This window comes from Paenibacillus sp. J31P190 (assembly GCF_059692075.1).
This window is the reverse complement of the sequence record NZ_JCAUAS010000028.1, coordinates 21,954-36,341: the sequence shown is the minus strand read 5'-3', so window position 1 is coordinate 36,341 and position 14,388 is coordinate 21,954. Positions and strand designations below refer to the sequence as shown.

Here is a 14,388-nt window from a genome sequence, read left to right as displayed (position 1 = left end):
ATAGAGAGTACACCGAGCTTAGGGACTAAGATATCGATTTGGATATCGAGAAGAGGTGATGAGTTTGAGAGTTTTATTGGTTGATGACGAACCTTTAGCATTAAGAAGTATGGAGAAACTGCTAGACAATCATAAAGATATTGAGGTTGTTGCCGCTCTAGTGGATCCCAGAGAAGCATTGATCATGGCCCAGCAAGAGCAAGTGAATGCTATTTTCCTGGACTTAGAAATGCCAGAGATTGGTGGCATGGAGCTAGCTGAACAGTTATATACACTGCTGCCTGACGTGCGGATCGTATTTGTGACCGCGTTTCACCAGTATGCCGTGGAGGCCTTTGAACTGAATGCGCTGGACTATCTGCTAAAACCTGTATTTGCTGGCCGTTTGAACAAAACGCTAGACAGACTCCGCAAAGCAGCTGTCCCAAGGCATCCCCATAAGATAATAATGAATGCTGTGCAGATCTGCTGCTTCCAATCCCTTCACTGGATCAATGGAGAGGAAGGAATACGTTCCTTCTCATGGCGGACAAGCAAGACACAAGAATTGTTTACATTCCTGCTTCATCAACGTCGAGGACCGGTCGTTCGCAAGGATTTTCTCATGGAACTGCTATGGCCTGACCTGGACCCGAACCGCGCTGCTGTGCTGCTTCATACGACCGTATATCAAATTCGAAAGATGCTTAAAGATCAAGGACTAACTATTCAAGTAGTCTACGAAAAAGAAGGTTACCGTTTAGAGCTCGACAATATTCTTGTGGATGTTGATGGATGGGAACGAGAGCTTCAACAAGCGCCTGAGATGAATTTGTCTACTGTGGGTACCTACACGAATTTGCTTGCTATTTACAAAGGAGACTATTTGGCTGAATCGGAGTTTCAATGGGCGGAAGCCGAGCGTGAACGCTTGCGACTTATTAGGTGGCAGTATCTTCAACGATTTGCAAATTTCTGCCTGGAGCAAGGGCTTTTAACGGAAGCAGGGGACTTGTTTCAGCAGATGAAAGATCATTCCCCACTCATTGAAGATGGCTATTTTGGGCTCATGCGAGTGTATCTTAAGCTTAGCAATTTCGCTGAAATTAAACAGCAGTATGAGATACTGCGGAATCGTCTTGAGGAGGAGCTTGCTATATCTCCGAGCTCGTCTATCACACAATGGTTTAACGAAACTTTCCGGCTATTAACCAATAATATAAATTGACTTTAATAGTAGATATGATATGATACCCGTATATATTCTAGTAACTTTTTGAAAAAGGCAAACCTGTCGAAAGGCAGGGACGCAAAGCCACGAGTCTAAAGCATTTTGCTATGATCGTCGGGCCGCCAGGAGGTAGCATAAGCATTCTATCCTCTTTTGGCTCCATTACAAAGGAGGTTTTTTTGTGTATTCAAAATTTAAAATGGCTATCGCCCTGTTGACCATGGTCCTGTTTCTTGTAACAACAAATGTAAATGTTGAAACGGCATATGCTAGTTCCTCTAATCTACAAGCTGGTAATTTGACAGAGTTAGAAGAAAAGCTCCAAAGTGAGCTCGCCAAAAAGCCGGAATCCATTATCATTACCTATACATCCAGGGAGTCGAAAGACTCGGCTAGTTACATTCAAGGTATTAAGAATGCTATATCTCATGCGCAATCAAGTTTAGAAGAGGAATTGTTTTGGAACATGAAGAGCCTTTCATACAAAATGAAGGGGAGTATTGGCAACATCACGATTACATTAAAGCCCGAATACCTTACGACCATTGAACAGGATAATTTCGTAAATAAGGAAATCGATCGTATTCTGGGTGAAATCCTGACAACCGGGATGACCGCATTTGAAAAGGAAGCGGCGATTCACGATTATGTGGTTTCGCATACCTCTTATGAGGATTTAGATGAAATCGGACATACAGCCTATTCGGCACTGTACAACAAAAAGGCCGTATGCCAAGGCTACGCTATCTTAACGAATTTGCTTCTCAAAAAAGCAGGCATTGACAGTAAACTAGTAGTAGGGTATTTAAATGACGATCCTGTACAGTCACACATGTGGAATGTAGTGAACATTGAGGATAACTGGTATATGCTGGATACCGTTTTTGATGATCCTACGCCCGATAAACCAGGGGTTCAGTCAACGGACTACTTCAATATAACAAATGAATCTCTCCTAGGCTTGGGTCATACATGGGTGGAAAGTGACTATCCAGTCGCAGATAAGCTTTATATAAAATAAGTAAAAGGGACCTGTCCAGGGTCCCTATTTTTTCATGGCATGGATAACTAAACGGGTGTCATCTGTTTCATTACTGCATGTCACCAGTGTGAGAATTTCATCTTCTTTTCGCGGAATGACAGTAGTCTGATACAATGATTTTTTACGATATTGGTCTAAAGCTTGAAGAAATGCTTGATCGTTGTCATAGGAGAGATCGACCGTATCTTTACTGGCATCAATGGTGTAAACCGAAAAGATTTCCCAGGCTGTTTTCCTTTCGGGTGTTTCTAAAAGAATGTCGCGGTGTTCCAAATAAAAATCTTTGTTTTTATAATTTTGAAGGCTTCCAAACATAGAACCATCTAACATATTATGCCCATAAATGATTGTATTTCGCTGTTGTTGGCTGATGTCTACACGGTAGTCCATAAATATACTGCCGTAAATTGATTTTTTGCCTGCTGCGTCTGTATTTAAATAGTAATCATTGTCCTTATGTTGTACGACCGGATAATCGACACTAGTGCCTTCAATGTGAAGCCAGCTAACGACTTCTTTGTTGATGGCAAGCAAACTACTCCAATTTATGCTATCGGGAGGAGCGCTAGCTGCGGGGCTAATGTCTTCTTTCATTTGGTCATATCCAGGATCGGAATTGATTGGCTGAGACAGATAAGTGGTATTGGTTTGGTGAAAGCTTGCAAGTTGACTTTTTAGCCGCTGGGCTTGCTTGCTTTCAACATGCTGCGTATAGAGATCTATGGCTAAAAGGGTAATTCCCCCTACGATGAATAATGAGGCTGCCCAATAGATAATTCGGTATTTTTTTGGCGTGACTGAAAATCTTGTCATCCTTATTTCCCTCCTTCCTACGACTATAGTAGCATGATTGTACATTGATAAAGAAGCAGGGGCAGCATGGCGCCGCCCCTGTTCGTATTACTTGTATTTACGCTGCAGCCAACGTGTTGCTCCGAGTGCGCCTAGTCCAGCAAGAACCATTGCTAGCCCAGTTAGATAGTAATTACTGTGAGCATCTTGGCCCGTTTTTGGAACTAGGGATGTAGAGCCTTTTTTGGTGCCCTTAGGAAGGACACTTACCTGAATTTTTTGATAATCAATATCGCCATTATCATTCTTAACTCCGATAGTGAAGGAGTCGTCTCCGTTAAATCCTTCTTTTGGTGTATAGACCCATTTACCGTCATCTGTCAATTCCACGGTTCCGTTCTCAGGCTGGTCTTCAACGGTCACCTGATTAGGGATTTTCTCACCTTCGGAATTCGGTGCTGCGTTCGGGATTTCACCAGTTACTGGTGTATTCTCATCCGTGACAACAGGTTGCTCCGGAACTGGCGTAGGTGTAGGCCCTGGAGTTGGCGCAGGTGTTGGTGTACCTGGCGTCGGTACAGGTGTTGGTGTTGTCCCAGGAGTAGTTCCAGGCGATGGCCCTGGTGTAGGTCCTGGAGTTGGTGCAGGTGTAACAGGTGGTTCTGTTACTGGCGGTATATAGCCGCCACCGCCGCCACTATTTCGGTACTCATAGATTCCTGCATCTACCGTACGATTATCCTCACCTGACTGTAAAACAATGCTATCCGTAATACCAGCATTATTTACATTGGAATCAACAGCAGGATCTGAACCTACCTTCTTAGATGTAAAGCTATATCCGCTAACGGATGCGAAGCTAACAATGTAAGAACCTGGCTCTAAGTTTTCGAAAAGATAGTTGCCGTTCGTATTCGTAGTTGTTGTTAGGATAGCAGTTGTCGGAGCGTCGGAGCGATACAGTTTGACTGTAACGTTGGGATACCCGACTTCACCTGCGTCCTGGATGCCGTTTGTATTGGCATCGACGAACAACTTGTCGCCAAGTGTGGCGAGCTTATAGAAGCCAGCGTCTACCGTTAAATCATTAATACTTGTAAGTAAAGATACGTTATGACTGAATCCAGTCGATAGGTCTCTATCCGAGTCTTTACTATCATCACTTCCAGCATTGGCTGGACTCTCCTTGAACCCATTCGGTTTAAGGAATTTCACTTTATAGTTGCCTGTTAGAAGTAGGTTAGTAAAGAGGTAGAGTCCTCCAGCATTGGTGGTTTTGGTATCAAGATGAGCGTTCGTATTTGCATCGTACAACTCAACCGTTACACCCGATATGCCGGGTTCCCCAGTATCCTGCAAGCCGTTTGCATTCAAATCATCCCAGACAATGTCTCCTAGAGAACCATTTGTTAGTAGATAAAGTCCTGCATCCAATGTCGTATTATTATCACCTGAGGACAACGTGACGCTAGCTGTTTTTCCTGTAGCTGGCTCAGCGTCAGAATCGAGTGTATCATCATTGCCTTGATCCTTGGATGTAATACCATAACCGGCCGGCGTAATAAATTCAACGAAATAGCTGCCTGGATCCAGATTTGTAAATTGATAGATCCCCGTGACATCAGTAAATGTTGTATCAAATACTGCAGTTGGATTCGAAGTCTTGTAAAGGTTAACTTTGATGCCTGGTACCGGTGCTTCTCCTAAGTCTTGTAGGCCATTCTTATTAGCATCTAGAAAGACTTTATCCCCAAGTTTGGCTGGATTGAATAAACCGGTATCAAAGGTATAATCACGTCCGCCATCATTGAGCGTAATGTTGTTAATACTTGCATCAGCATCCGTTCGGCTAGTAAAGATCGCATCGCTATCTTTCGCATCGTCTACTCCCTTATTGGGTGGAGAGAAGAAATCATAACCATTTGGGTGGGTAAATTTGACTACATAGCTGCCTGGAAGGAGGCTAGAGAAATTATAAATACCGCTTCCGTTGGTCGTAGTAGTAGTCAAAGCAGTCGAAAGGTTGCTTGCGTTATAAAGCTTAACCGTTACCCCTGAGATGCCGGGCTCACCTGCATCCTGAATGCCATTCGCATTTTTGTCGTGCCAGACCAGGTCGCCTATTTCGCCTAAGTAAAAACCTGCATCCACGGTAAGATCATTTTCGCCTGAGCTCAATACCACAGTGTGACTTAATTCCGTCACTTCATCCCGATCAGAGTCAAGGGCGTCATTGCCGCCTTGATCATTCAGCGAGGATTTGTAACCAGTTGGTTTAATGAACTTTACGCGATAATTGCCAGGGTCTAGACCCGGGAAGCTATATTTACCATTGATGTCGGTAGTAGCAGTACTTAAAGAAGTCGTAAGGTCAGCTGCGTTATAGAGTTTAACCGTTACACCTGCTAAGCCAGGTTCTCCTGCATCCTGCTGGCCATCGGCATCCTTATCTAACCAAACAAAATCTCCAATCGATCCTTTGGTATAGATACCAGCGTCAAGTGTCATATCGGTCTCTTGATTCCCAAGGTTTGTTGTGACTCGATATGTTCTGGTTGGAGTGTCAAATAGAGTGAAATCACTGTCTTTGGCGTCATCCGAACCTGCATCATGAGGTGAAAGGAAGTAACCAGCCGGCATAACGAACTCTACTGTGTAATCATCAGCAAGAAGATTAGGAAACTCATAATAACCATGTTTATTCGTACCATGCTCATCACCAGTCCTAGTGTAGGATATTGGGTGTGTAAGATCGGAATTTTTGTAAAGATTCACAAGAATCCCATTAATTCCGTCTTCTCCAGCATCCTGAATACCATTGGCATTCGTATCATTCCAGATGAAATCACCTAAATTTCCTGTGCCAGCGGGATCGACATTTTTAACCTGAAAGCCTACCTTAATAGGCTCTGTTGGTAAGAATGCCTGAGGTCCGCCCTCGTCAGGATAAGTAGCGCCATAACCAAAAGAGTTCCAAGCGATCTGGTTTCTTGGTGCACTTACCGGTGCTCGCATGTCCCATTCTAAGATGACAGATTCTCCTTGTCCGAGAACATTGTTGCCCAAATCAAATTTCAACGCAGTTACGCTTGTAATATCTTGAGGCAGATCCGTGCTCCAGCCTGTATGATGATTACGGTGAAGTGGATCGGATATATCGGCCACGTCAGGATTCAAACTGGTCGAGTAATAAATGGTAACACCTGTTGCTGGGCGTAAGACATAGCTGATATCATTGGACTTAACAATGGAAAATATGCCGCCATTTGCACCGGTAACGTTATTCACTAGATAAGGCTTCCAAGCGGAACTACGACCACTGGTGTCAACGACTCCTGTATCTCCGATACGTGGCAGCTTATCGACAATGACGATGTTGGAGATTGGGCCGTTAGAATTCGCGTTACTTACACGCAATTGATACATCGCTTTCCCGCCCGGAAGTGTTTCTCCGTTAGCCGGATATTTCGTGAATGCTCCATCTACTTCACCTTTTACCCATTTGACGGATTCAAGAGATCCAGTGAATTTCACGTATACGTTGGTCGTGTCCTTTACGAATTGCGTCGTAGCCGGAATATCATCCCAATCGTCGGGGCTGTCATTCACTGTCGTGCCTTTATAATCATTTGTGGTTACAGACGTTGCATACATAGTATTACTAAAATTGCCATTAACTGTATGGCTTTTGACTTTACCGCTAACGGTAACATCAATGTAATCGCCTGGCTTCAAAATGGCACCTGGGAATTCCCAGCGGTAAACCGAATACGAAACTGTACTTATCGTTTCGGGATGGTTGGAGAACGTGGGTGCAACACTGGGTGTCGTAGTATGTTGATCTGGAACACCGATGACTGTAAAGTTCTCTAATTCGTTAGGGAAAAAATCAAGGACAACCGGTGAATCCAAATCCCCAGTCGCAAAAGGATGATTCTGAACCCTCAGTTTATAAGTAACTGTATCGCCTTCTCTAACAGAGGAACTGCTTGTGACTGATTTATCAGCTAATATCCAAGGTCGAGGGTGAACAACCTTGACGGTGGTGGTATCACTACTCTGAGTTAGCGAGGTTGACAAATGCTTAGCATTAAGTGTAGCTGTGTTGTCAAAGGTGGTTACATCGGGAACCACAGCGCCTCCGAGATGATCGGTGCCCAACAGAGTGCCTTTCACATGCATATCAGAAGAAATGCGGAAACCGCTTGGTACCGTTCCATCTGACGTTGTTCCGTAGGTCCAGCGGACCTTAGATACATAATCTGGGCCTATAAGGCCTAAGGAAGATACATCTAAAGTTTGGTTGATGCTTGTGTCGAGACCCGCGCCACCAGTCCATGGAATCCAGACGCCAAGTCCATTTTTTTGGTAATCTAAGGTGAGTTTGACATCCGTGTTATTCGCGTAGGTACCTGTTGAAATCTGGGTTAAATTAATTTCTTTCGGTATGTTGTCCTCGACAATAAAGCTATTCAAAGGGACATTGCCGCTATTCCCAAAGCCATTGATTCTATAATCTACGGTCTGACCGACAGCATACTCATCATTAGTCTGGCGGGAGTCTTTGTTGATACCGTAAACGCCTGGCATTGGAGCTGAAAGTAGGTGGGTAACTGACGCTGTATTTGTAGTAAGAGCAGCCCCGCTCAGGCTGGTACCTGCAGCGTAAACGGAATTCGTTACTGAATTGCCTACTTGAAACGTAGGACTCGGGAAGTTCAATACGACATTGTAGGTGACTTCCTGTCCAGCGTTTAATGTAGGTAGACTCCAGTAGACATTGCCGTACACGGAACTATAAACCCCGCCGCCAGTGGCTGAAACAAATGTAGAGCCGATAGGCAGAGTGTCGTAAATTCCAACGTTTTGAATATTTGCGCCACCAAGTGCACTGTTCCCTTTCAGCTTAACCTGATAGGTGACATCACTGTTCAAAACAGGATCAACCGTAGGAAGGATTTTGGTTTTGGATATCGACCAGTTATCAGGATTCAGAGTTGCCGTAACTACTTGTGCAGTTGACGAAACCAAGCCGCTATTATCGGCTTTAGCTGTTGCGGTATTCAGTGCTGTGTCTCCTTGCTGAGTTACCCCTGACTTGAATTTGGTCTTCAGCTTGAGTACGCCCGTTGTCCCAGCAGGTAATGGGTTATCCATAACGAATTTAACTGTACCAGGAGTACTTAAATCGACATGATCGACATCAGCCGAGGTATCGACGCCCACGTAGTCCAGTGTATTTGGCAAAACATCAGTGATGACCATATTCACGGCATCTTCCGTGGTACTAGGATTCGCATACTTGATCGTATACGTGATCGTTTCCCCAGGTACTGCTGATGTTTTATCTACTGTTTTTTCCAAAGACAAAGAAATAGCGGCAGACGCAACAAAATTGTAATAAGGCAATATCGCTAGTGATAAAGCCATAAGCAAGAACAGCACTCTTTTAGGCAAATGCAAGAGGGTTCTGCTTCTTTTCAAACTCAATAAATGTTCCATACATTGCTCCCCCATAATCAGATAACATGAGCTGGCAATGTATTTTATTTTCAAAATATTCCAACTGCATGTCTCTTAAACAACTGTAAATCTTGATTCTTCTTCCTGGCATAAGAAATAAGTGCTGTTGTTTCTGCGTTAATCTATGTATGAGGACGAACAATCCTGTAATCAGAGTAAGAAATGCTTATGTAGTCGTGGAGATTGCTCTATTCGTCCTTCACCTCCTCGGAAACATGATAAATTTTCACCAGATAGATAAATATTTACAAATGACCATAAAACGAACTATGCCAAAAAAAAGAATTCTTTTTATTACACCAAATTAGACTGAACAAATTCTGAACAATTTCTTGCAAAAACGACAAAATTCTGTGCTATCGTGACATTATTTGCTGTAACACCTGTTGGCAAGATAAGAAAGGAATTTACGCAAATATCTAGAACAGAAATATGCATATTCTTAACAGAAACTTCTCGGAATGTTTGTGGTTGTATGAGATCCAAGAGAAAGGCGGTACCCTTTGTGATTAGAAAAAAGCTATCACTGTTAGTTATCGTTCTTGGGATTATCATTTTTCTCTATCCAACGTTAAACGATCGTTATGAGAGCTATCAGCAGAACAAAATTTTGAAACAATGGCAGGAAAATCTGCAGGATATGGATCAAACAGGCTCTGTCCTCGAGGAGGAGACAGATGCGGGGTTGGTCGTGCCTTCTTCCAGTCCCGCAGTGGAAGCTCTGCCGACAAGCAGCCAGCCGAGCAGCCAACCAAGCCCCTTGGCCGCGAAAACGACACCGAAGCCTGTAACATTGCCGCAGAAGAATATAGAGGGTGTCCTCACTATCGATAAAATTGATCTGAAGCTTCCTATTCTGACAGACGCTACCGTGAATAATTTGAAGATTTCCGTTGCAAGCATAGCTAATACAGGCAAAGCAGGCGCTGTTGGTAATTATGCCATTGCGGGTCATCGAAATCTGACCTACGGGAAAAATTTTAATAGATTAGATGAAGTAACTGAAGGGGATTTCATTGAAGTGAATACAGGGAGCAAAACGTATATCTACAAAGTAGTGGACAAACAGTATGTCCTCCCAGAGGATGTTTGGGTGCTGAAGGGCAACGGCAAAGATCGGGAGATTACGCTAATAACTTGCCATCCAATGGAAAATCCGACTCATCGTATTGCGATTAAGGGAATCATGGTGCAGTCGAAGGAATAAAATGTAATATTTTGTCTATTCAGAGAGACAAGCCTATGTTAAGATTGCACTATAGTGATTTAGTGATTATAGGGAGTCGGTGCGTTCCTCCGATAAAGGCAAATCTAGCGAAAACTAGAGACGCAAAACTAAAGGGCCTTCCTTAGCCGAACTAAGTTGGCAGCCAGTTACCGAAAGGGGATTTTTTGTGTTTAAAAAGCCAATTATACGAACGATTATAGCAACTTTTCTGTTTGCTCTTGCTCCGCAAGGGATATTTGCAGCTTCCAATCCTTCCGTGATTGATAAAGATGCTCTGAATAAAGGGATTATCTCGGTTCATTATTCAAACGATAAAAACTCCAAAGTTCTCGTGCGAATCATGAGAGAAAATGTTAAATATGATTACACCTTCGCAGAAGGGGATCAGTACCCTTTGCAGCTTGGAAACGGCCAGTATAAAGTGCTGATTGGTGAGTCCATTGGGGCTAATAAATATAAAGTTGTAGCGCAAGAACAAATCGATTTAGAAATGGAAGACGAGAATGCCGTATTTCTGCAGTCCATTCCGTTGATCGATTGGAACGATGAATCTAAGGCGGTCGTTGAGGCTAAGCAATTAGTTGGAGATAAAGAAAAAGATATCGACAAAATAAGAGCCATTTATGGATATATCACCACGCATTTTCAGTATGATTATGAGAAGGCCCAAACTGTAGCAGATAGTTATATACCTAATCTGGATACGGTCTATGCAGAGTCCAAAGGAATTTGTTATGACTTTGCAGCTACTTTTGCGGCTATGGCAAGAAGTGAGGGGATTCCAACCCGTCTGGTTATGGGATATGAAAGTCATGAGCCAGATACTTATCATGCGTGGAATCAAGTCTTTCTAAAGGAAAGTAAGGAATGGGTGACGATCGATACGACGTATGACGCTGTTCATATACAGGGTGGTGAAGCAATAGATATAATAAAAAACGATCATAATTATCAAATTTCCAAAATATATTAGAGTAAATGAAGAAACCTGTACTCAACTGAGTACAGGTTTTTTTGTGCCGTTTATGTTGAAAAAACATTAAATTCCAATATTTACAATACATCTTGTATCATATATCATTGATAATGATACATTTTGTTTCAAAGTCATAGGAGGTAGCACACATAAATAATCTCTAGAAAAAATTGATCCATGAATGGAGGTATGAAATGATGTTGAAGAAAAAGACGAGTGCTCTGCTGATTACTTTATTAATTTTTATGCAGAGTATTTACGGGATTGGCATTATTACTAAGGCCAGTGCGAACACGATTTCAAACAATATTCTTGACAGCGTGACGATGGCTGTATATGACAGCGCAGGTCAAGTCGTGACCGGCAATGTTTACGAGCCAAACTCCACAATACAGCTTGACTATACGTGGTCTCTGCCTAACGGTCATGGATATCAAGGTGGTGATACGTTTACATTCACTCTGCCGCAGCAATTTTTACTTTTCAGTGATATTTCCGGTGTTTTGGTCATGGGGCAGGATCAGCTTGGAACTTTCAACGTTAATCGAAATAGTCATCAAGTGCTGATCACCTTTAACGACCACATAAAAAGTGATAATGTACATGGCACACTCACTTTCAGAACACACTTAGATACAAGTAAACTTACAGAAAGCACAACAGTAACGATTACCAATCCGGTTAAATCTGGTGATCAGATTTTCACTCTTCATCTTAGACCTTCGGTCACTTCCACCATCGAAAAGAGAGGCGTACCCACTGGTTTTAACCCGAAAGATATTCATTGGACCGTGGATGTGAATAAGACGCTGGATTCTGTTCAGAACGCAGTGATGACGGATCCTATTCCTCCAGGGCTATCTGTTCCAGTTACTGTAGCTGTTTATGATATAGCGGTTCATCTAGATGGAACTGTCGTACAAGGAGCATTGGTGGATAGCAGTAAGTATACAGTAAGTATTGCAGGAGCGAATCTTTCTGTTCATTTCACGGAATCTCCTATTCACACGGCTTACCGGATTCAATATACAACGCCAATTACTGATTTTAATAAAAAGACCTTTGAGAATACGGCAAGTTTTGGAGGAAGTAATAAAAACCCTGTTCAATCCTCTGCGATCGTCCAAGTAACTCGTGGCAGCTCTTTGGATAAAATAGCGGAAAGCTATAGTCCCGTTACGCAGATTATTAATTGGGGAATCAAATATAACTATAACGAGAGGTCAATTGACCGATCAGCAGCATTCCTAAAGGACTTATTCAATGATACACAAGAGATAGTTGCAGGATCCCTTCATATCTATCCCGTAACGTTCAATTCTAGTGGTAATGAGACACTGGGAAGTGAATTACCGAGTGGAGAGTACACCGTGACAACGGAGGCAGCTGCTGGCAAGAAAGGATTTAAACTGCAATTTAATCATAATATTTCATCAGCATATAAAATTACTTATCAGACCAAGGCAAGCAATCCTGTTCCGGAAAATGCAATCATTACGAATACCGTTACATCCGGCAGCGAAGAAAGTGATACAGCAACACGGGTTATTGAACAGGGGGCTGTTCACAAGTACCCTGGAACCGCAGATTACAATGCCAGAACCGTAGCTTGGCATATTGTTATTAACAGAGACAGTCATTTGATGAACAATGTGGTCGTGACAGATACATTTCCGAAAAAAGGATTACGTTTCATACCTGATTCGTTAGTCATAAAAAAAGGAAACGTGATCGTACCGTCGACGGACTATATCCTTGATAGTTCTGTCCCCGTTGAGAATGGGTTCAAAGTGAAATTCACGAACGCGATATCAGAAGCAATTTCGATTGTTTACAAAACAGATTTTAGTATAGATTGGATCAGCCCTCCGGGAACTACTGATTTCGTTAATTCAGCTAAGGTTGATTGGATCGATAGCACTGATAAAACAAAGACGCAAACGGAAACAGCAACATTTATTCCAAGAATTGAAGTGAAGAACAATGGGTTTAAATTCGGTGGGTACAACGCTGTTACGAAAGAAATCACATGGACAGTGGGAGTCAACTATAACGGCAAAACTCTTACAAATGCTAATGTTCAAGATGCGTTAGAGTCAAATCAAAAGTTTGATGTTAATTCGCTTGATTCGCTTCATGTATATAAAATGACGATCAATCCGGAAAATGGCAACCCATCACGAGGCGGGGAGATAGACCGTAAAAAATTTGAGTACACAGTGGATAACCAAAACAAGCTAGTTGTTCATTTCCTTCAACCCATTTCGGAACCATTTTATATTGTTTTTAAAACGAGTCTGCAAGGTCAACTGATTAACAGCACGGTTTCTAATACAGCTATTGCATATGATGGAACTAAACAGGTTTCCGGCAATCTCAAAGCAACCCTGCCCATTCCTAAGGGCGGTGAATACGTGAGTAAAAGCGGGTCGCAAAGTGGAGATAAAATAAACTGGTCCGTTCAAATCAATTATGGTCAGTCCACGTTAAACGATGCAAAAATCATCGATACACCGTCCATCAATCAACAAGTATTGCCGGATTCCTTCCATTTGTTTGCAACGACTGTTACTAGCAACGGAAATGTCATGAAGGGATCAGAATTAACGAAAGGCGTGGCCTACACACTAGTTATTAATACGGATAATCAAGGCAAACAAACATTTGAACTGAGTTTCGTCAAACAGATATCAACCGCGTATATTTTGGAATATCAATCTTTAATTAGGGCCAACGATCACGAAACGGTCACCAATAGAATCAGACTTAGCGGCACTAACGTAACCACTATCACGAAAGAAACGACCAAGGAAATTGTAGTAGGTGTTTCGGACGGATCTGGCACTGGTAGCGGTGTTCGAGGGTCATTGACGGTTAACAAAATTGACTCTGCAAATAACACCTTAATGCTCAGCGGCGCAATCTTTGAACTGTATCGCAAATCAGGTGATAAGAAGACTTTAATCAACACGTTAACAACGGATGAAACAGGTACGGTTGTATTTAACAATCTGCTTGCAGGTGATTATGTAGTGAGTGAAATAACAGCTCCTCTGGGGTACGTATTAAATAGAGAGGATAATCCAATAACCCTTCATCCGGGAGATGAACTTCTTCTCAATGTGATCAATACGAAGACAACTGAAATACCGCCAACAACACCGCCGACAACACCGCCAACAACACCGCCGACAACACCGCCAATAACACCGCCGACAACACCGCCAACAACACCGCCAACAACACCGCCAACAACACCGCCGACAACACCGCCAACACCACCGCCAACAACACCGCCGAAAACACCACCGCCAACACCGCCAACGGTTCCTACACCTTCGACGGATCCGGACCTACCAATTGATACTGATAATGATGTACCATTAGGGGGAATCCCTCCTATCACTAAACCAGAGACCCTCCCGAAGACAGGGGAATCTAGCCATCTCTACGTGGAAATCGCAGGTATCACCTTAATCCTACTTGGTCTTATCCTAAGAAGGAGATTCACTCGGTAAATCTTTAATCTTGAGACAGTCTGCCATTACCATGGGGCGGGCTGTCTTTTTATTTCGCTTAGTTTACTCGTGATTAGACTCTCTCTTAAATGGAAAAAC

7 protein-coding genes and 2 riboswitches are annotated in these 14,388 nt (G+C 42.8%); of the genes, 5 read left to right on the top strand and 2 right to left on the bottom strand.

The features are described from left to right. The first annotated feature begins 64 nt into the window (after nucleotides 1-64). Both AC58U0_RS31540 and AC58U0_RS31535 read left to right on the top strand, forming a co-directional pair. Complete coding sequence (locus AC58U0_RS31540; RefSeq protein ID WP_497382756.1) at nucleotides 65-1,207, top strand: response regulator; 1,143 nt, start codon at nucleotides 65-67, stop codon at nucleotides 1,205-1,207. 46 nt (nucleotides 1,208-1,253) lie between these two features. Beyond that, a riboswitch (cyclic di-GMP riboswitch) is annotated at nucleotides 1,254-1,337 on the top strand. Between the two features lie 54 nt (nucleotides 1,338-1,391). Next, complete coding sequence (locus tag AC58U0_RS31535; RefSeq protein WP_497382755.1) at nucleotides 1,392-2,231, top strand: transglutaminase domain-containing protein; 840 nt, start codon at nucleotides 1,392-1,394, stop codon at nucleotides 2,229-2,231. Between the two features lie 24 nt (nucleotides 2,232-2,255). Here AC58U0_RS31535 and srtB read toward each other — a convergent pair whose 3' ends face one another. Further along, complete coding sequence (srtB, locus tag AC58U0_RS31530) at nucleotides 2,256-3,065, bottom strand: class B sortase (protein WP_497382754.1); 810 nt, start codon at nucleotides 3,063-3,065, stop codon at nucleotides 2,256-2,258. A gap of 87 nt (nucleotides 3,066-3,152) precedes the next feature. After that, entirely contained in the window at nucleotides 3,153-8,546 is a 5,394-nt protein-coding gene (locus AC58U0_RS31525) for an SdrD B-like domain-containing protein (RefSeq protein ID WP_497382753.1), read from the bottom strand. A gap of 526 nt (nucleotides 8,547-9,072) precedes the next feature. On the opposite strand from AC58U0_RS31525, the gene AC58U0_RS31520 reads away from it, so the two are divergent. From AC58U0_RS31520 to AC58U0_RS31510, 3 genes are all read left to right on the top strand, one after another. Next, entirely contained in the window at nucleotides 9,073-9,774 is a 702-nt protein-coding gene (locus tag AC58U0_RS31520; RefSeq protein WP_497382752.1) for a class D sortase, read from the top strand. A gap of 87 nt (nucleotides 9,775-9,861) precedes the next feature. After that, a riboswitch (cyclic di-GMP riboswitch) is annotated at nucleotides 9,862-9,949 on the top strand. A 12-nt stretch (nucleotides 9,950-9,961) separates the two neighbouring features. Then, complete coding sequence (locus AC58U0_RS31515) at nucleotides 9,962-10,768, top strand: transglutaminase-like domain-containing protein (protein ID WP_497382751.1); 807 nt, start codon at nucleotides 9,962-9,964, stop codon at nucleotides 10,766-10,768. A gap of 197 nt (nucleotides 10,769-10,965) precedes the next feature. Beyond that, nucleotides 10,966-14,289 carry a collagen binding domain-containing protein gene (locus AC58U0_RS31510; protein WP_497382750.1) on the top strand — a complete coding sequence of 1,108 codons (3,324 nt, stop codon included), beginning with the start codon at nucleotides 10,966-10,968 and terminating at the stop codon, nucleotides 14,287-14,289. Nucleotides 14,290-14,388 lie beyond the last annotated feature (99 nt).